Genomic DNA, 20,800 nt, shown 5'->3' on the forward strand with positions numbered 1-20,800 from the left:
AGCTATTAATCCAAATGCAAAGGGATTTAAAGAAGGTAACCATACAACTCATTATTCAGTAGCAGATAAATGGGGCAATGCTGTAAGTGTTACTTATACTTTAAATAAAAGATACGGCAATGCGGCAGCTATTGATGGTGCTGGTTTTCTTATGAATGATCAAATGGAAAATTTTTCTATTAAGCCCGGCTACCCTAATAGACACGGCTTGATAGAAATGGAAAATAATGCCATAGAACCAAATAAACGTCCTTTAAGTTCAATGAGTCCTACTATATTGCTCAAAGATGGTAAACTATTTATGGTAGTTGGAAGTCCTGGAAGCGGAAAGATAGCAACTGTTATAGTTCAAGTCATTTCTAATGTTATAGACCATGGTATGAACATATCTCAAGCCGTTGAATTTTCAAGAATCCATCATCAATGGTTACCAGATGAGATAAGAGTAGAATCATTTGGGCTTAATAAAGATACACAAGATGCACTAAAGAAAATGGGTTATAAGATTCTACTATCTGAAGATATGGGCGATGTAAATGCAATAGTGCGAGATATAAAGACAGGTATTTACTATGGAGTAACAGATCCTAGGCGTAAAATATAGCAAAACAGCACTTGAAAACTAACTATTTGTTCAATCTAATCTAAGCTTTTGGCATTTATCACCATGTCATCAATATCATAAAAAAGTTTAAAATTTTTTTAAAAATGCTATAATTTTGTAGAAAAGAGTCTTCTAACTAGGAGTGCATTAATGCGTATTTTAGTCATACACAATAACAAAGAAACTGTAGAGTATTTGAATCGTGAGTTGTCAAAAAATAGCTACCAAGTTGATGTTGCACATAATATGAAAGATGGCGAATATCATATTAGTGTCCGTAGTTATGACTTAATATTATGCGCATGGAAGTTGAGCGATGCAAAACCGGGTGAAGTTGTCTTTACTGTTAAAGAAAAATGTTCAAGAGTTCCACTGATTGTAACGGGTGAACCTAATATAGGATATGAAATTGCTTCATTTAAGGCTGGAGCAGATGATTATCTTGTTGAGCCGCTTGATATTGAAGTGCTATTAGTTCATATACAGGCTAGATTAAAGCTATGGGGCTCTAGTTTGATTGAGATAGGAGATTTAGTTATTATTCCAGATGAAGAACGAATTACATATAAGGGTATAGAAGTTGGAGTTAAGGGAAAGCCATTTGAAGTTCTAACACACCTTGCTAGACAGAAAGATCAAATAGTATCAAAGGATCAATTGCTTAATGCTATTTGGAATGAACCAGAATTGGTTACGCCAAATGTAATTGAAGTGGCAATCAATCAGATAAGGCAAAAAATGGACAAACCTCTCAATATAAACACTATAGAGACAGTCAGGAGGCGAGGTTACAGATTTTGTTATCCTAAAAAATAATACATTCTTTATATACTTTTTATAACTATATTGTATTAGCTTCTTCCTAACAGAACTTCTACAAATCCTTGAATTATAATTAATTTTATATGATTTTACATTTGTTGCAAAATCGCTTTTTTGTTTCAAACTAATTTTATAATTTGTAATTTATTGGAATCATTTTTGCTTTTACTATGCAACTCTTATTGAAAGGATTTCAAATGCAAATTACACAAAGTATCTTATATAAACGATATGCACAGGGCGTTCACAATCAGCAAAAAGTTGACATAGAGCATGGAGCAAGGAGTTACTATATCCCTAGTGCTGGTGAAGAAAGTTATTTTCCTCAAGATGTATTTGTTAAATCTGATTATTTACAAAAGATTGAGGGATTAGGAGATCTTATACATGGCGGGTTTAGAGATGCTAGCTCATTTGTAGAAATGGTAAATACACTACGAGGAGAAAGCATTCTTAATAGTCAAGATGTTATTGCTGCTGGTTATGTTGCAAGAACGAGCGATGAAATAAATTTTGATTCTTTTAATAAAATCTTACAAAATGAAAGTTTAAGTGTGGAAATGCGCGGGCTTGTTAGCCAACTTGTTAATAAGCTATATAATATTAATTATGTACATACTGGAGCAATGATGGCTTCTTAGCTATCTATTATGACTTTAATTTAAAAATATATTACTTGCTAGGTTTATGATTATACTATTTTAGATATCTTCATAAAAACTATAGCATTGATACATTGATAAGTAATATTTATTACTCTACTATCTGTTTTTGATATAATTAATCTTTATAGCTTAAACAAAGGAGATTACATGCTTGGTAAGATTATTGATTTAGATAAGATTCGAAAACAAGGTAAAGTTGAACAGATTCCTACCAAACGTGTTTATCCGTTTTTTTTTAACGCATGGGAAGGAGAAGAGGAGGATTTAGCTCCAAACATTGAAGTTGAATTTACAGTAGAAAATAGAGTTGTTTCTAAAATGAAAATTAAAATATCATTGGAAGACTTAGAAGCAATACAAATAACCAAGTCAGCTGATGATTGTATTAATGAATTTTTTGATAGGGAAAGAAGTATTCTTGAAGAATATACTGAATTCGTTGGCAACAACCCAGAACTTAATTTTATACTTATGCAAAGATTCTTATTCACAGCTTATAATGATCTATGCGATTTAGATTCTTCCTTAGAAAATAAGGAGCTAAGAGCTGTGAAGACGGAAGTAGCTAATCTTTATCGCAACTTCATAGAATATAATAAAAAAATACAATATCCTCTTCCGTATTGTTTTGATAAAATATTTTTATCTAAGCAGTTAAATTATATACATCTTGAACAATTTGTTGAAGATACAAAGATTGGAATGCAAAGCGCAAAAGCCGAATCTGAACCCTTAAGCAAACATTTAGAGGAAGAAGAACGTAATCTAAAGTTAATAGCAGATAAAAAAAGTCGAGAATACCTTGAGTATGAGAAAGAAGTTAAAGCATTAAGAAGGCGACTTGTGGATTTGATTGATTATGCGGCAAAACAAAAGGAAATTATTGCAAAAGAGAGTGCTAGATTAAAGTATTTTAAGGAGAAACACCTCCAAAAATTTTCCGAAATATTTTCAACAATGACAGATGAGATAAAGGGTAGATTTATCAAGTTACTTAATACTAAAGGATATTATCTAGATAAATCACTATGGCAGAGGGCTAAAACAAACCAATATGTGAAAAAATTCTTTAGAGATGCGGATATTCATGGGGGTTATAACTCAAAAACTTATTTACGTTATTTCTTAAGGGGTTTGGACAAAAATAAGGTCTCTGGTAAAACAAAAGAACTTTTTAATCTTTTAAAGAGTTTAGAGGATAATAGCGTTAAGAATATTATGATTATACAAGAAAATGATACAAATTCCTTTAAATCTAGACAACTTATTGAACGAGTTGATTCTAAATTGAAAATTACTGTTGAGCATAATCCATTTGAAGCACTTGTTAAATTACAATCAAAACCACAAGATGTTGTTATTATTGATTCTAAGATTAGCGGATTGCATGCTTTTGACTTTGTCAGTGAATATAAAGATTCACCACAAGCAAAAAATCTAACATTTATTGTTATTACGCCGCAGCAAGTTGAATATGAAATAATTGAAAAAGGTAGAGCACTAGGAATAGAATATTTTGTTGTAGCAGCAGATTCTGAAACATTTTCAGATGTTATTAGAATGGCAATTTAATTGAAAAATAGCATAAAACCAATTTAATAATAGATAAGAAGTAATAATGTATAACAATATTTACTCCCCATGGCGTAGCCCATATTTCTCAAGTATTGATAATGACATATGTGTATTTTGTAATATTTCCAAACAGATATTTAATAGCAACAGTATTAATTATGACAATAATTGCGCCAATAATGAACATAATATCAACAGGTACTCGTTGCCAAAGAAATATAGAAATATAGAAATAGAAAAAGAACTCTATGTATTCTACAATGACTCACTGTGTTTTGGAGTAATGAATCTATATCCATATACACCCGGACATTTTATGTTGATTCCGCATAGTCATGTTGATTCTCCTAGTTTGCTTTCGCAAGAAATTTGGCTGCATATTAATGGTATTGGACAAAGAGCTATTGCCATGCTAGAAGAATATGGAGCAAGTGGAATTAATATGGGTATAAATATTAGACAAGCTGCTGGAGCTGGGATTCCAAAACATTTGCATTTGCATTTTGTGCCCAGATTTGAAAGTGATACAAATTTTATCACTGTAATAGGCAATACTCGAGTATATGGTATTGAATTTAAATTGATTTTTGATAAAATTACAAAACTAGCAGAAAAATACTTATATTAGCGTTAATTTGTCATAGAGTGCTAAAAATAGCTATTCATTAAAAAAGCAAAAATACTTTTAATTTGGAGTCATCAATGATATGAAAAATTTAAAAAAAGCCTTATTTGTTGTTTTGTTTGGTGGTTTTATAAGCTCTAATCAATATGATTATTTATTATTTAGCCATATTCTAACTGACGTAGAAAGTGGACTTGAGCTAAAAGCTGATGTAAATGCTAGAATACATGGCATTACACCACTATATCAAGCTATTGCTACAAATCAAATTGAAATTGCTTATATATTAGTTGTTATGGGTGCAGATGTGAATGCTAAGGTAAATGGAGAAACTCCTCTTCATAAAGCGGCACAAGTTGGCAATCCTCTTATGATAGAATTGTTAATTAATGCTGGAGCGCAAGTTAATGCCCAAGATGAAAAATATGGAAATACACCATTGCACTACGCTGCTATTAATGGCGATTATCAATCTATTAACATTCTCACTCAAAACAATGCAAACGTAATGACTCCAAACTTTCAAGGTTATAATCCAGCGCAAATTATTAGTTCTGAAATAATCATTCCGCCCATTATCTTAGAAGACGATAATCTGGCAGTTAGTGCTAGCAGTTTTAAGCTTGGTTATGGAGCAGTAACATTCAATGTCAGAAATCTTACAAATCGAACTTTGAGAATTTTTTATACAGGGTTATATATTAATGGCAGATTGGCTAATTCCAAACATGAAATGCTAGTTATTCCACCAGGGACCACAGTAACTGAAGTCAATACCATGACAATACCAACGGTTGCTCCAACATTCATTAAGCCAAGTGTAGACGGATTGGCAGATATTAAAGTTGGATTTAGCATTGATTATCAGGCCGAAGGCAAAATGGGACAGGTTTTTGATAGTGTGGAAATGAAAATGCGTTTATGGAGTTCCCCTACAAAAAATAAACAAGACAACACAACAAAATAATTATTGAATTCTTTAGATAGATTCCATAGTTTATTAATATTATAATGTTCATATTGGCAAAATAAATTTTGGATTATCTACCTTATCTTGGAGCTTCTTTTAAAAGTGGAATATTTTCTATACTATTGCTGTAATTATAATTTTCTGATTCAGAATCTTTATTATCATCTAGATCTTGTGGATATGTATATTGATTTGATGACTGCTCTTTAGAATCCTTAGGTTCTTGCGATGTATTGGAATATAATAAATTATTTAAAATCGTATTATCCTTATCATCAAGCTTATTGGAATTTATATCTTGAGTTAATACACCTTGTTGAGAAGAAACTGAAGGCTGAATAGAATCTAAATTGGAATTTAAGTTATCATCGAATTCATTAGAAAAATTAACATCATCTTGACTCTCAAGAGAATCGTTTTGCGGATTAACTTGATCGGTTTTTATAGCAGATTCTTTATCTATCTTTATATATTTACCCTCTATCGGTTCTATATTAGAACTAGACTTACTGCTCTTGCCATAGCATTCTATTTTTGTCTCATGTTTTTGATCTCTATATGGATATTCATCTATAAATTCTTGAGACTGTAAAGATACATCTAAAGATTGCCCTACTTTCAAATCCATAGGAATATTTTTCATATAAGTCTTCTTTGGTTTTATATAATTTAACAACATATTCTTATATTTGTTAATTAGAGACTGATTCTGCGTTTCATATAATATATTGTGCGATATAATACAACCCGATATATTCCTCTTTCCAATATTTGTAATAGTGGCATTATATTTATATATATCAGAATATCTCAAGATACGGTCATATTGGACTTTAATATCAATTTTATAAAATATTTCATCCATTATATAACGCATAACAAAAGGTAGGCATATAACTGCCACAAATCCAATAAAAAATAATGCAACCGAAATAATCTTATACCTAAAAGCTATGAATGATAAAAACATAAAGCAAAGGCTAAGCATAAGTAGCGAAGCAAACAATAGTAAATCATAAGTATGCAAATGGGAAAAAAAAATAATTATCTTTTCTTTCATAACTAAAAACTACTTTTTATTTCTATTTTGTTTTTCTTCTATACCGCTTACGCCTAAGCGTCTCTCTAGCTCTTTATAAACTCTATCTGGACTAACTCCATTTTTTGCTAAAGCAACAAGAATATGATATAGCAAGTCAGCGCATTCATAAATCATCTCATCTATATTTGCATCTTTAAAAGCAAAACAGAATTCACCTGACTCTTCTATTACTTTTTTTGCAATAGCATTATCACCTTTATTAAATAAATTAGCAGTATAGGATAAGTTTGGATCATGAAATCGCTTTTCTAATATTATGTGATATAAAGTATCTAAGACTCCATATTTTAGCAAAGAATAGCTAGAGTTAGTAATATCTATAGAATCTGTATTCTCATGCATTGTTAATACATCTAAACTATTAAAGAAACACGTTTTATTGCCTGTATGACAAGCATAACCTTTTTGATCTACTTTCAATAGAATAGAATCTTTATCACAATCAAATAATATTTCCTTGATAACTTGAATATTACCACTAGTTTCGCCCTTTTTCCAAATTCTCTGCTTTGAACGTGAGAAATAATGGGCTATGCCAGTTTTTATACTTCGAATTAGAGCTTCCTTATCCATATATGCCAACATCAAAACTTCCCCAGCCCTGCAGTCTTGCACTACACAGGGAATAAGATCTAATTTATCCCATGATAGCGTATTAATAATCTTTTGTAAATCATTTGACATTGAAATATCCTATTTATTCTATTGATTAGATATTGTTGTTCTCTGCCTTGATTTAGAATCAACCCAAATATTTGGCACAGATCCTCCCGGAGTTAAGAATATTTGAGCATCTTTATTTTCTCTTAATGCATCATTAAACTTTCCTTGCATTTCAACTTGCCTTAACTCAAGCAATCTAGCAGATAGGCTATCACTAACTAGTCTATTTGCTTCTGCTTGTCCTTTTGCTTCAATAATATTTGCATCTGCCTTTCCTTGTGCTCTTTCTCTAGCAGCGTTTGCTTCTTGTTTTGCCCTTTCTGCTTCTTGTTTAGCGGCTTGGACTTGTTCTATTTTTTCTTTTACCAATGGAGGTAAAACGATTTCTCGTAACTGAATAGAATCAAGCTTTACAGGTTTATTGGGAGTGGCATCTAATTTTCCTTGAAAATTGGCAATTATAGCATTTGCAACTTCATCACGTTTGTTTGGTAAATCCTCTGCGGGATAATTTCCTACTACACTACGAACAACATCTAAAATTTTTGCATTAATGATTTTTTGCTCCCAAGAATAACCATATTCTCTGAAAGTTTGAGGAACTTTACTTCTATCGAGCTGATATTGAACAGTTAATTCAATTGAAACAGGTAAACCTCGAACATCGATTACATCTATTGCCTTGCTACGAACTATGCTTTGAGCATTGATTCCACTTCCAATAGCATCTTCATTGCGTGAAAAATTCCATGCTCTAACACGAGTATCAACAGTAATAATATTCTCAATTATTGGTATAAAAAAATGCAAGCCCGGATTTAGAGGAACATCCTCATACTTACCTAAATGAACTTTGATTCCAACTTCACCGTCATTTACTATCATAAACGGTCTAGCAAGAATAAATATTAAAATTAATACAATAAATACAAGTAACAATGTAAGCAATTTACCGTTAGGCATAGAAGGCATTTGCAAGGAATCCATGTTAAATCCCTTATTGTTTTTGTTGTTATTGCTATTGGAGCCATTATTTTGCCTATTCTGTTGCTGTGGCGAATTATTTTGTTGTCTTTGGTTATTTTGTTTATTCCTATGTTCATTTAAATCAATTGGCATGTTTTTCCTTTTATTGGGTAACGTGTTAATGTGTATTTAGTATAAATATAAATGATTGTGTAAGATTGCCTTGTAAAATACATCATATACAACTGCTAATTTAATATCCATTTTAAATTATTAAATAACGAAGCGATGGACATAAATGAAATTACTTAGAATTTTAATACAATAATATTCTAAATACCGTTAAAACTCTAGTTTATATAAGTTAGGAAATGTTTATATTTTTCGGAGTTACCTGTAACAATTTCAAAAAATACATCTTGTATTTTCTTTGTTATTTCGCCTCGTTGACCACTGCCAATGACTCTAAAATCAACTTCACAAATAGGTGTAATTTCAGCAGCTGTCCCAGTAAAAAAAGCTTCATCCGATACATATATTTCATCTCTAGTAACTCTCCTTTGTTCAATTTCTAGTCCCATATCCTTAGCGATGCAAAATACAGTATTATGAGTTATTGATTCTAGAGAATTATCATAAGGAGGTGCAATTATTTTTCCATTTCTAACAATAAATAAACATTCACCACTTCCCTCAGCAATAAATCCATTATCATCAAGTAATAATGCTTCTTCAAATCCACAAGCAATAGCTTCATGTTTTGCCATCTGCGAGTTAAGATAATTTGCAACGGCCTTAGCTTTACCCATAGTTGATTTTACACTACTTCTAACAAACGAACTAACTTTAACACGAATGCCTTTTTGAAGTGCCTCATCTCCTAAATATGCGCCCCATTCCCATGATGCGATTGCTACCTCAACAGGAGAATGCAAATGATATACACCCATCGCGCCATATCCAAGATAAATAATAGGGCGTATATAAACGTTTTTATTAAAGCACTCTTTATTGGCTTTTAACAATTCTATTTGAGCTGCTTTTAGTTCCTCTTTAGAGTAAGGACATTTTATCATTACAATCTTGGCACTATCTAGTAGTCTTTGTGTATGCTCATCAAGTCTAAATATTGCTAAACCATTCTTTGTCATATATGCCCTTGTCCCTTCAAATACACCATTTCCATAATGCAATGTATGACTTAGGATATGAGTAGTAGCATCTTTCCATGGAACTAACTTGCCATTCTTCCAAATATATTTCGCTTCTTTCATAATGGAACAATCCTTAAAGCAGTTTATTGAAATATTTTAATTATATAAATTGAACTTTAAATATAAAGATCTAATTATAACATATAAAGTTTAAAAAAATTAAAGCAGATTGCATAACTACTTTATAGTGAATAGAAATATTAAATGCATCTTTTTGTTTCTTAAGATTTTAGAATCTTTGACAACATCCATATATGATATAATATTTTATAAATGCCAAATTAAACAAAGGGGCTATCTTATGGATATAGGTAATATTAAAAATATCGAAAATGCCACTTCCTTCGGACAAAAGGATTTAATTAAAATAGGAATAGTTCTCCTTTTTTTCATTGCTATATCTATAATTGCAATATCATTTGGTTATCCTGTGAGCAATCCCATTGTTTTAATCTTTGCTGTTGTAATAGGCGGATATATGGCACTTAATATTGGGGCTAACGATGTAGCAAATAATGTAGGTCCAGCTGTTGGCTCTCATGCTATCACATTAGTTGGCGCAATAATTATTGCAGCATTTGCAGAGGCGTTAGGTGCTATTGTCGCTGGAAAAGACGTAGTAGATACTATAAAGTCTGGAATTATAGATTCAAAAAGCCTACAAGATAGCAAGATTTTTATATGTGTTATGCTAGCAGCATTAGCGTCAGGCGCAATTTGGTTAAACATAGCGACTATGATTGGAGCACCAGTTTCTACTACACACTCTCTTGTTGGCGGTGTTTTTGGTGCTGGAATCATGGCTGGTGGATTTAGTGTGGCTAATTGGTCTGTAATTGGCAAAATTGCATTAAGTTGGATTATATCGCCTATATTTGGCGGATTGATTGCAATAACTTTTCTTTTTATCATAAAACACCTTGTTACTTATAAAAAAGATAAAAAAGTTGCCGCTAAGAGAGTAGTTCCATTGCTAGTGTTTATTATGTCTTGGTGTTTTGGAGTTTATTTAGTTCAAAAAACAGGTATATTAAAAGTTAATTTTCAAATTTCTGTGCTATATAGTTTTGTCATTGCATTGGCTATATTTTTTATATCTCGTCCATTTATTATTAGAAAGGCTAATGCCATTTCAAATACTAAAGAAGATATAAATGAGCTTTTTACTGTCCCATTAATATTTTCGGCTGCCTTACTTAGTTTCGCACACGGAGCAAATGATGTTGCCAATGCCATAGGACCATTGGCCGGAATATATAGTGCCATTGCAGATTCCAATGATACATTTGGCGGTAAGGCTAATGTACCATTTTGGATTATGCTAATTGGTGGCTTAGGTATATCTTTAGGACTAGCACTCTATGGACCAAGACTTATTAAGACTGTGGGAAATGAAATTACAGAGCTAGATAAAATGCGAGCATTTTGTGTTGCATTATCTGCGGCTATGACTGTTTTGATTGCTTCTCAGCTAGGACTTCCTGTAAGTTCAACACATATAGCCATTGGTGCAATCTTTGGAGTTGGATTTTTACGTGAATATCTCAAGAAGCGCTATTATAATATGCAACAAGAAATTATTAAAGCTCATACAGGCAAAGATGAAGAAATAGTCAATAGATTCCTAGCTAAATTTCACAGCGCAAGTATAAAGCAAAAACAACAAATGCTTAAATCCTTAAAAAATATGCAACTAAAATCAGACAAAAAGAATGCTGTTGTTCAAGATCTACCACTTCTTAAAAAGAAAGAGCGCAAAATACTTAAAAAAGCATATAAGAATGAGCTAGTAAAACGAAGCACAATTAACCGTATAGTTGCCTCATGGCTTATTACTGTTCCATTATCTGCTGTATTGGGTGCAATTGGTTACTACTTAATTTATGAAATAGGATTTATTAAATAACACTTAGTATTAAGCTATTTTATTAGGCTTACAAATTTTACTATGGGTATCCATTAAATTATATTTAAAATTATTTTTATATCTGTGTTACAAGAAAGTATTTAAATTAAAGCAATTATTAACTATAAATATATCTAATTTATAGCATGTGAATCTAAATATTCTTTGATAGATAGCTTTCTTATATAAATTGAGTTTTTATAAACCATGAGTTATTTTAATGAAGTACCTTTTGTAGAAAATTATGCATCCTTGAGCTTAGCTGCTCGGCATTACTAAAAACTTGAGCAGGAGTATTATCAACAAGAATTTGTCCGCTCTCCATAAATAAAATTCTATTAGCTACATTTTTAGCAAATCCCATTTCATGTGTTACTACCAGCATGGTCATTCCATCTTTAGCAATTTCTTGCATTAGGCTTAATACTTCTTCTATCATTTCTGGATCAAGTGCGCTTGTTGGTTCATCAAATAGAATGACATCTGGATTCATACAAAGACTTCTAGCTATTGCTATACGTTGCTTTTGCCCACCTGAAAGTTTAGATGGTTTTACAAACTCTTTATCACTCAAGCCTACTCTATCTAAAAGAGTCTTAGCCTTATCAAGTGCCATTTGCTTTGTCATTAACTTAGTTTCAATAGGGGCTAAGATAAGATTCTCTAAAACTGTTTTGTTATTATATAAATTAAAATGTTGAAAAACCATACTCACTTTTTGTCTAATCTTGTTAATATTGATTTTTTGATCTAGGATATTTATATCATTGATTCTAATTTCTCCACTAGTTGGAACTTCTAGGAGATTTAGACAACGCAAAAATGTACTTTTTCCAGAGCCACTCGGACCAATTATAGCTACTACTTCGCCTTTCTTAAAACTTGTGCTTATAGAATCTAAAACCTTCAATGAATTATAATATTTTGTTAAATTTGTAACTTTTATAATATTTTCTTTCATAATTTAATCCAAATTAGTCATTTTTATGTAAGAGTTTTTCTATAAATTTCACGCCAAGTGAGAATATTTTTACTAAAGCATAATAAATAACTGCGGCAAATATAATTGGTGTTGGGCTATATATGACTGCTTGTAAAATCTTACTTTGAGAGGTTAAATCGATTACACTTATATATCCAACAACAGAAGTTTCTTTAAACAAAGCGATAAATTCATTTGCTAAAGATGGCAATATATTCTTGATTGCTTGGGGAAAAATGATATGGCGCATAGTTTGATAATAATTTAGCCCCATAGCTTTACCAGCTTCCATTTGCCCCTTATCAACACTTTGTATGCCAGCTCTAACAATTTCTGCAATATATGCTGATGAATTTAAGCCAAGTGCAAATAATGCAGCATAAAAATTATCGCTCAATGTGGCAAAAATAACATAGGCAAAGATCAATAATTGAACAACCATAGGTGTTCCACGTAAAATATCTATGTATTCATCTATTAAAAAATTTAATATCGCATTGTTCATCATACGTAAAAAAGCTAATATAAATCCTACTATAGTGCCTATTAACACACCACCTGTAGTAAGTAGTAATGTTACATAAACACTCCTTATGATTGCTTGATACTCTTTACTTGTTAGATTATATGGGAAGGTATAATACAAACCTACTCCAACAACTAAGCAAAATACAAAGAGTTTAAAAAATCTGTCCATTATCAAGCCCTATTCATATTGACTATTTAAAATTCAATAAGATTTTTAAGAATTAAATATATAAAACTATATACACTTCAATTACTTAAAATATTACTTCCCAAAAGCAAAGAAATAAAGATAGATTATACCTTATACGTTTGTAGCATCATATATAATATATCTTTTATGATTAATTTTTTAGCTTCTTTTGTATATAACTTTGGCTTGGATACATGTAAAATGTTTTGAAGCTAGTGCTTATAGTATCCTTTGAATCTGTAGCATAAGATTTAATCGTAATTGGGATATTTCTATCCTTATCTTGTTCATTATTTAAAGATTCTTTTGCTCTAAGTAGAACAACAAGCGTCCTATCGCTTTTACCCGGAATACTAAAATCGCTAACATTTGGATAGTCTGGGATAATAATATCAATATAATTTGCCATTTCGCCTTCTATCTCAAATGTAAAATTATGTTCTCTATCGTCTATATTCTGTATCAAAAATTTATACGCGTTATCCACCGCTCCACTTTGACGAACCATATAAAGTTCTGCTGTGCGAGTTATATTTAATAACATTGTAGTCCTCATATTAGCAACAAGTATCAAACTTATAAAGAATATACCCAAAATAACCATATAAGCGATTGTTTTAGCTCTAAATAGCTTAACTTTTGTTTGTTTCATAATGGCATTTGGAGAACTCCAATTCACAAGTGATGGCTTACCTAAGGAGCTCATAGTTGTAGAACAAGCATCAACACATTCTAGGCAATGAATACACTCAAGTTGCACACCCTTTCTAATATCTATATGAGTTGGACAAACTTGAACGCAACGCATGCAATTTGTGCATTCATTGTTTGGATCTTGTTTCTTTGGAGATAGTTTAATTAATTGCCCTGTAGAACTATATACACTTCCGCCTCTTTTTGTGTCATAAATTGACATAAGAGTATCGTTGTCAAAGAATACAGATTGAACCCTTGCATATGGACACATATAAATACAAAATGTCTCGCCAATAAAGCATACTTCAATAGTCATAAATATTGTAATTACCAACCAAAATCCAAGCAGTATAGTGTGATTAGCTGGATCTAAAATGTAAGAGAAAAAATCTTCGGGGGGAACAAAGAAGAACAAAAAATCAGCAGATGCAATTAAAGAAATAATAGCGAATAAAAAAACGCCTATAATATATTTTATCTTTTTAGCTGGAGTATTTAATTTTAATACTTCTTGCTTATTAGTTATTTTTTTTCGCAATTTTAGAATCTGGGTCTGAATAATATCCCTATATACAGACCTAAATATTGTCTGTGGACAACCCCAACCACACCATATCCTACCACCCATAACAGTTATAAAAAATATCCCAACGAATAAAATTATTAACATAAATGGAAGGACATAAAATTCTTGTATATTAAATTCAATTCCCAGCAAATGTAAAACTTTGTGATCAAATGAGAGTAAAAATATATGATTCTTAGATTCTCCAAGTCTAATAAAAGGTGCTATCAATAAAACAATAGTTAGGACAATATAAAGAATATGTCTTTTGCGTCTAAAATCCTTTATAAATAGAGTTTTATCAGATACATTATTATTACTGTTCATTTAAATTCCTTTAAAGTAGCTATACGACTATAAAATTAAATACTACTTATTAAGTCTCATACAAATTTTAACTATGGTTAAAACTTTAATTACGGTAAGATTATATTAATTTAATCTCTAATTGTCAACAATTATAGCTTTTTAGGAATTTTAATTGTTTACCAATAATATAAAGGATTTTATTTTATGTTACAAACAATAAATATCAGCATGCGCTATCCAACTAAAACTCTTTTTGAAAACATTAATATAAAGCTAGACAAAGGCAAAAGATATGGATTGATTGGTGCTAATGGCGCAGGGAAATCTACCTTTTTAAAGATTCTTAGTAAAGAAATAGTAGCAAATAACGGTGAAGTTTTGATTGATTCTGGTCTTAGGCTCGGCGTACTAGGACAAAATCAATATGCATATGAAGATATGTCTCTAAAAGATACTGTATTGATTGGAAATAAAAGATTATACAATGCAATAAAAGAAAAAGAAGCATTATATATTTCTGCTGATTTGAACGATGATAAAGTCAATAATAGACTTGGGGAATTAGAGATTATTTGTGTTGAAGAGGATCCTATGTATGAGCATGAAGTTGCTATTGAAAAGATATTACAAGATTTAGGCTTTCCATCTTCTATACATGACAATCTTATGAAAACGCTTACAGGTGGAGATAAATTTAAGATACTTTTAGCTCAAGTGCTTTTTCCAAAGCCAGATATATTACTACTTGACGAGCCTACCAATAATCTTGATTTATATACAATATCTTGGCTTGAAGATAACCTTAAAAGACACCAAGGAACTCTTGTAACTATATCACATGATAGGCATTTCTTAAACGCAGTTTGCACGCATATACTTGATTTAGACTTTAAAACACTGAGGGAGTTTAGTGGAAATTATGATGATTGGTATATAGCATCAACAGTTATGGCAAAGCAACAAGAGGTTGAGCGTAATAAGAAACTAAAAGAAAAAGCGGCTCTAGAGGATTTTGTCCGACGTTTTGGCGCGAATGCAAGCAAAGCAAAGCAAGCCACTTCGCGCCAAAAGCAGATTGATAAATTAAATATAGAATCTTTGCAGTTATCAAGCAGGAGGGATCCTAGCATTGTTTTTAAACCAAAACGTCAAATTGGCAATGAAGTTCTAAATGTAGAAAATGTAGATCATTCCTATGGAGATGTAGAGATTCTAAAGAATTTTAGCCTAACCATATTGCCTGATGACAAGATTGCGTTAATTGGTGCTAATGGTGTAGGGAAAAGCACAATTTGTAAGATTCTCGCTGAAGATATTTGCGCTAATAATGGCATCGTTAAATGGGGAGCAACCATACAGCTAGGCTATTTTCCTCAAGATACAAGTGAAATTGTAAAAGGCGATGTAAGCCTTTATGAATGGCTACGAGCATTTAATAAAAATGTTGACTCCAGTGAAATAAGAACGTCTCTAGGACGAATGCTCTTTAGTGGCGAAGAGCAAGAAAAAAAAGTAGATATGTTAAGTGGCGGTGAGAAGCATAGGCTAATGATATCCAAACTTATGCTATCAGGAGCGAATTTTTTATTACTTGATGAACCAACAAATCATCTTGATGTAGAATCTATTATTGCCCTTGGTGAGGGATTATATAACTATACAGGTGGAATTTTGTGCGTGTCTCATGATAGAGAGCTAATTGATGCCTATGCAAATAGAATATTATTCGTAAAGCGAAATAATAATGGAATAGAAGTTATAGATTTTCGTGGCAATTATGAAGAATTCCTGCAAAAATACAAATTGTAGTTATTTGATTGCAAATATTTTTTATCTTAGACTATCTTAATGTAACTTATACTGTATAATAATTAATATGTAAGTATATGCCATTTATAGATAGATTTAGTTATTATGTGTTGCAATCATTAAAACAGTCATTTTGCGGAAGAGATATTATGAGTTTTATTAGTATGCAAGGGATTACAAAGGCTTATGGCAAAGGTAAGAATTCATTTCAGGCTTTGCATGGGGTGAATTTACAAGTTCAACAAGGCGAATTTGTGGCACTTATGGGGCCGTCTGGCTCAGGAAAATCAACAATGGCAAATATACTAGGTTGCCTTGATATAGCTACCACAGGCAAATATCTTTTTAACGGTGTAGATGTATTTAGCCTCAATCGCACACAAAGATCCTTATTACGCAGGCATTACATGGGTTTTATATTTCAAGGATTTAATCTTCTATCTCGCACATCTGCCCTTGAAAACGTAGAATTACCACTTGTATATCGCGGTATGCAAAAAAAAGAAAGACAGAGATTATCAATGCGAGCTTTAGAAATGGTAGGGCTTGAACAATGGGCTAGTCACAGCAGTTCAGAGTTAAGTGGTGGACAATGTCAAAGAGTTGCTATTGCTAGAGCTATTGTAATTAGCCCGTTATTTCTCTTGGCAGATGAACCAACTGGAAATCTTGATACAAAACGCAGTAACGAAGTAATGCAAATTATGACAAATCTTAATAAAGAAATGGGTATAACTATTCTTATGGTAACACATGAACCAGATATGGCACAATATGCTCATAGAGAAATTTATTTTTTAGACGGAAATATCCAAAAAGAAGTCATTTTAGATTCTAAATTTGCTATTGAGAATAATATACAAGCAGCTAGTATAGAGTAAATTGAAGCCATTAAATTTCAACTATAATAACTCAAATATAAATTCTTGAAATAGCTATATAAATAAAGGATTCTAATGCAACAGAAAAACAATCAAAATATTCATATTATATTGTGTTGTGATAATAATTACATAAAATATGCAGCTACTCTATCTTTAGCATAGTAAATACTGTAAAAATCCATAATGACTTTGTTTATGACGCAAGCAATGTTCATTATTTAAAGCAAGTAGGACTAAAAAATATTCTTTGTAAATCGTTTAAAGAATTAGAGAATTTTAGTTTTATAAATAGTCCAAATAAGGAAATATTCAAGCAAAAACTACTAACGAAAAATCGGGGGGGGGGGGGTAAATCCCTAAATAATAATATAAGCACTCAACACAAAAATGAATCTTATATTAAAAATAATTCAATACATACAACAGTATCCAATAAAATGGCAGACAACATAAAGGATTCTAATCTTATCTTTCATATCATATTAGATTATATCTCTGCTAGCAATTCATATAAGATCCAATTATTAGAATCTATGCTAGGTGTCAAAATCAAAATAGATATAATCAATCCAGATATATTTCAAGATTTGATTCCTTGGGGAGAAGGAAAAAATTATACAACTTACTATAGATTAAAAATTGCCTCTTTTCTTCCCGTAAATGTTAGTAAATGTATCTATTTGGACTGTGATATGATCTGTAACGCTGATATAAGAGATTTATTCTTTACAGATCTAAATGGACATATATGTGGGGTTGTAGGAGATGTAAGAACATCTTATGAACCTATGTGGGAAATAGAAGACAAAAACTTTTCTATCAGAACAAAATACAGTTTTAATGCGGGCTTACTATTAATTGATATGGATAAATGGAGAATCCAAAATATAGAATCAAAGCTATTTTCTCTATTAAAAGATGTTAGGTTAACAGACCAAGATGCTCTAAATATTGTATTTAATGATGATATTTTGTTAATTGATCCTAGATGGAATTGCATCCCTGTGTTATTACAATTTAAACCTTCCACGGCATGGCACCATATATTTAGCGATGAAGCTACTCAAAATATCAAGCCTACTACTTCGTTTACTAGATATGAATATGAAAACATTTGCAAAGAAGCAAAGATAATTCATTTTGCAGGACCAAAACCATGGCAAAAACGTGCCTATGATTCTCCAAATACAAATATGTGGAATCTAAAAAGATGGTATTTCAGACTATGGTGGTTAAATGCTGCATGCACACCTTTTTATAAAGATATAACATACAAAACCTTGGAGTTAAAAAAATCCATATATGATACTATCAAACTACCAGAAAAGGCCATAAGAGCCTTAATAAAATATATTGGCAACCTTTTATTTAAAAACTTTTGATAGATAAAGCTTAAATTGAACACTTATATCTATATAGCTAATAAAATTTTTAGCATTTTAGATAATTATGATAAAAATGGACTCTTTATTGCATTTCATACTTACTTTATAATAGCCAATCTAATAAAGCAATAATTTGCTTAAACTTAAATATATAATCACACGCTAGTTATCAATCAACCCTAGCCAAAAAGAATAAGATTCTCTAAATTAGATATAATATCGATAAGATATGAATGATACTTGGAGATATAAATATGCTCGAAGAGTTACGCCCCCATATACAAGACTTACGTAAACGACTAATAATATCCTTATGTTGTTTAGTAGTTTGTTTTATGGTGGCTTTTGGATTTCATGAAGAACTTGTAACATGGATGAGCATTCCATTAAAAAATGCTTTTGCCAATGATGTAGGAAAAACTATTCAAACAGCACCAGCTGAATATCTTTTTGTAGCAATTAAGATCAGTTTATTTACCGGATTTATTGTTTCTGTTCCTGTAATCTTTTGGCAAATATGGCTATTTATCGCACCAGGATTATATAAACACGAAAAAAGGTTGGTTCTACCATTTGTATTCTTTGCTTCTATTATGTTTGCATCTGGACTCTTATTCTGTTATTTCATTGTATTTCCATTTTTGATTAAATATGTCATAGCTTTTGGGAGTAATGTAGTAGAAGCAAATATAACTATTAATGAATATTTAATATTCTTTGTTCGAATTATGTTAGTTTTTGGTTTTGTCTTTGAGCTACCTGTTGTAGCCTATTTTTTTGGTAAGATTGGTTTGGTTACAGATGAAACACTAAAGCATTATTTTCGCTATGCCATTGTTATTATCTTTATAATTGCCGCAATAGTAACCCCGCCAGATGTAATATCACAGCTTTTATTGGCGTTACCTATGGTGTTGCTATATGGATTTGCCTATTTAATTCTAAAAATAGTAAATCCAGCTTCTAGATTAGATTCTAATCTACATAACACTAAAAATGATAATGCCAATGAACAATCGACATATGAAAATGAAATACATAATGATAAAACAGATGAAGAAACAAATGCCACAAGAGAATCTAGTGATGAAGAAAATAATAAAAACTCAAAAAACACAATAACAAGCTTCTAATATAATTAAGCAATTAATTTGGATTTGTGTGTAAAGTAAAATCTATATAGTTAATTATTTTTTTACACAATACTGAACAATTGATCAAATAATAAAATAGTATCAATCATTAACAATATAAATTTGATTGTTAAAGGATTATTAATTGGGAAAAATTATTGTAAAGTAACCAATACAATAGCTAAATTATTATTTGCTATATATAGTATAAAAACTTTTAGAATTAATACACTTGAACCTGTAAATTAGCCTTAGCTTTTGGTGGGAGTTTATCTTTAAAACTTTGTAGATTAAATTTAATTCCTTGTGTAGCAGCCTCTTTTATTAAGGCTACAGCCTCATGGACGTTATATGGACTACCCCCCTGATAAGGTTCAAATATCCTATTGCCAATGGCTAATGCATAAGCACTTTTTTTAACATGATCAGAGGCTGCATGAGGTGCTGTTATATATGCTAGGCTTTCAATCAAGTCCTCATCAAATTTCCAATGATTAAACAAAAATCCAGAGAAACTAAGATGATCTGTTCCAAAAAATTCATTTTCAACAAAAGATATATTTTGAAAGTTATTTTGCTTTATTAATGCAAGAAATTCCTTATCTTTCTTATTTTGTATAAGCATGCTAGAAAATAATATCATACCAAGCCTTAATAACATAGTGCATGGCACAATTTGCTGTGATAATTTCTTATCTTCTTCACTTAGCCAATCTGACATAAAATTTGCTTCTTCAGCGCAGTTACGTAGAAAAGTAGCCGTATCTAAACCATATGGCGAAACATCAATACTAAGGTTGCCTTTTAGAGAATTAGCAATAGCTATATTTTTTATATTTCCAACGCCAAGCAGAGCAACCACTTGATTTATTGTAGAAATTTCCCTTGAAAAACCATAATATGGAGAATTAGCCAAACGAAGCAAATCGGCAGTCAATAGTGGATCATTAGAGATAATATTCACTACTTCTTGAATCTGCACTTCAGAGCCAGCCTTATCAACATAATCTCTTAGCTTTATTACAGTTTCTGGTAATGGAGGTAGACTCTCAATTGTTTCATTCAACAAATCTTGTATCATATTTCAGCCCCTTGTAGTCATTAAGATTCTATACTCCTGAAAAGCAACAATACAATTTACTATTATAGCATAGAATCATTAGCAAACATTTATCAAAACATAAAATAGAAAAAGTTAAATCTTAAA

General features: G+C 31.0%; 19 protein-coding genes. 11 read left to right on the forward strand and 8 right to left on the reverse strand.

From position 1 onward, the window contains the following. The 6 genes from LS73_RS02675 to LS73_RS02700 form a co-directional block, all read left to right on the forward strand. Positions 1 to 604, forward strand: a 604-nt coding sequence (locus LS73_RS02675; protein ID WP_201273576.1) for a gamma-glutamyltransferase, incomplete at its 5' end; no start/stop codon positions are given. A gap of 150 nt (positions 605 to 754) precedes the next feature. Beyond that, positions 755 to 1,420 carry a homeostatic response regulator transcription factor HsrA gene (gene hsrA, locus LS73_RS02680; RefSeq protein WP_034557555.1) on the forward strand — a complete coding sequence of 222 codons (666 nt, stop codon included), beginning with the start codon at positions 755 to 757 and terminating at the stop codon, positions 1,418 to 1,420. 203 nt (positions 1,421 to 1,623) lie between these two features. Beyond that, a complete protein-coding gene (locus LS73_RS02685) occupies positions 1,624 to 2,067 on the forward strand; it encodes a hypothetical protein (RefSeq protein ID WP_034557554.1) in 444 nt (147 codons plus the stop codon). 171 nt (positions 2,068 to 2,238) lie between these two features. After that, a complete protein-coding gene (locus tag LS73_RS02690) occupies positions 2,239 to 3,663 on the forward strand; it encodes a response regulator (protein ID WP_034557553.1) in 1,425 nt (474 codons plus the stop codon). Between the two features lie 46 nt (positions 3,664 to 3,709). Next, on the forward strand, positions 3,710 to 4,294 hold the full coding sequence (locus tag LS73_RS02695) for an HIT family protein (protein WP_034557552.1): 585 nt from the start codon (positions 3,710 to 3,712) through the stop codon (positions 4,292 to 4,294). Between the two features lie 79 nt (positions 4,295 to 4,373). Beyond that, the gene (locus LS73_RS02700; protein WP_104692083.1) at positions 4,374 to 5,258 is read left to right on the forward strand and encodes an ankyrin repeat domain-containing protein; all 885 of its coding nucleotides are present in this window, start codon (positions 4,374 to 4,376) and stop codon (positions 5,256 to 5,258) included. Between the two features lie 82 nt (positions 5,259 to 5,340). Here LS73_RS02700 and LS73_RS02705 read toward each other — a convergent pair whose 3' ends face one another. From LS73_RS02705 to LS73_RS02720, 4 genes are all read right to left on the reverse strand, one after another. Continuing rightward, a complete protein-coding gene (locus tag LS73_RS02705; RefSeq protein WP_034556773.1) occupies positions 5,341 to 6,321 on the reverse strand; it encodes a DUF2393 family protein in 981 nt (326 codons plus the stop codon). Positions 6,322 to 6,330: 9 nt separating this feature from the next. Continuing rightward, positions 6,331 to 7,047, reverse strand: coding sequence for a bifunctional phosphoribosyl-AMP cyclohydrolase/phosphoribosyl-ATP diphosphatase HisIE (hisIE, locus tag LS73_RS02710; RefSeq protein ID WP_034556774.1), 717 nt, complete (start codon positions 7,045 to 7,047; stop codon positions 6,331 to 6,333). Positions 7,048 to 7,065: 18 nt separating this feature from the next. Further along, on the reverse strand, positions 7,066 to 8,145 hold the full coding sequence (locus LS73_RS02715; protein WP_034556775.1) for an SPFH domain-containing protein: 1,080 nt from the start codon (positions 8,143 to 8,145) through the stop codon (positions 7,066 to 7,068). 197 nt (positions 8,146 to 8,342) lie between these two features. Next, positions 8,343 to 9,266, reverse strand: a complete 924-nt coding sequence (locus LS73_RS02720) for a branched-chain amino acid transaminase (RefSeq protein ID WP_034556777.1) — start codon at positions 9,264 to 9,266, stop codon at positions 8,343 to 8,345. Positions 9,267 to 9,507: 241 nt separating this feature from the next. Here LS73_RS02720 and LS73_RS02725 point away from each other — a divergent pair, with 241 nt between their 5' ends. Further along, a complete protein-coding gene (locus tag LS73_RS02725) occupies positions 9,508 to 11,112 on the forward strand; it encodes an inorganic phosphate transporter (RefSeq protein ID WP_034556779.1) in 1,605 nt (534 codons plus the stop codon). A gap of 217 nt (positions 11,113 to 11,329) precedes the next feature. On the opposite strand, the gene LS73_RS02730 is transcribed toward LS73_RS02725, so the two are convergent. From LS73_RS02730 to ccoG, 3 genes are all read right to left on the reverse strand, one after another. Then, positions 11,330 to 12,061: an amino acid ABC transporter ATP-binding protein gene (locus tag LS73_RS02730; RefSeq protein ID WP_034557364.1), complete on the reverse strand. Its 732-nt coding sequence runs from the start codon at positions 12,059 to 12,061 to the stop codon at positions 11,330 to 11,332. A gap of 25 nt (positions 12,062 to 12,086) precedes the next feature. Then, positions 12,087 to 12,791, reverse strand: a complete 705-nt coding sequence (locus tag LS73_RS02735; RefSeq protein ID WP_034556780.1) for an amino acid ABC transporter permease — start codon at positions 12,789 to 12,791, stop codon at positions 12,087 to 12,089. Between the two features lie 172 nt (positions 12,792 to 12,963). After that, on the reverse strand, positions 12,964 to 14,400 hold the full coding sequence (gene ccoG, locus LS73_RS02740; protein ID WP_052089446.1) for a cytochrome c oxidase accessory protein CcoG: 1,437 nt from the start codon (positions 14,398 to 14,400) through the stop codon (positions 12,964 to 12,966). Positions 14,401 to 14,586: 186 nt separating this feature from the next. Here ccoG and LS73_RS02745 point away from each other — a divergent pair, with 186 nt between their 5' ends. The 4 genes from LS73_RS02745 to tatC all read left to right on the forward strand — a co-directional run bounded on the left by LS73_RS02745 (position 14,587) and on the right by tatC (position 19,593). Beyond that, positions 14,587 to 16,191 carry an ABC-F family ATP-binding cassette domain-containing protein gene (locus tag LS73_RS02745; protein ID WP_034556781.1) on the forward strand — a complete coding sequence of 535 codons (1,605 nt, stop codon included), beginning with the start codon at positions 14,587 to 14,589 and terminating at the stop codon, positions 16,189 to 16,191. A gap of 149 nt (positions 16,192 to 16,340) precedes the next feature. Further along, positions 16,341 to 17,072, forward strand: a complete 732-nt coding sequence (locus LS73_RS02750) for an ABC transporter ATP-binding protein (protein ID WP_034556782.1) — start codon at positions 16,341 to 16,343, stop codon at positions 17,070 to 17,072. Between the two features lie 440 nt (positions 17,073 to 17,512). Further along, positions 17,513 to 18,457: a glycosyltransferase family 8 protein gene (locus LS73_RS02755; protein ID WP_104692084.1), complete on the forward strand. Its 945-nt coding sequence runs from the start codon at positions 17,513 to 17,515 to the stop codon at positions 18,455 to 18,457. 257 nt (positions 18,458 to 18,714) lie between these two features. Further along, positions 18,715 to 19,593, forward strand: a complete 879-nt coding sequence (gene tatC / locus LS73_RS02760; RefSeq protein ID WP_104692100.1) for a twin-arginine translocase subunit TatC — start codon at positions 18,715 to 18,717, stop codon at positions 19,591 to 19,593. 223 nt (positions 19,594 to 19,816) lie between these two features. On the opposite strand, the gene cheP is transcribed toward tatC, so the two are convergent. After that, positions 19,817 to 20,674, reverse strand: coding sequence for a cheVAW transcriptional regulator CheP (gene cheP, locus LS73_RS02765; protein WP_034558629.1), 858 nt, complete (start codon positions 20,672 to 20,674; stop codon positions 19,817 to 19,819). Between the last annotated feature and the right edge of the window lie 126 nt (positions 20,675 to 20,800).

The organism is Helicobacter muridarum (assembly GCF_000765805.2).
In the GTDB taxonomy this organism is placed as follows: domain Bacteria; phylum Campylobacterota; class Campylobacteria; order Campylobacterales; family Helicobacteraceae; genus Helicobacter_A; species Helicobacter_A muridarum.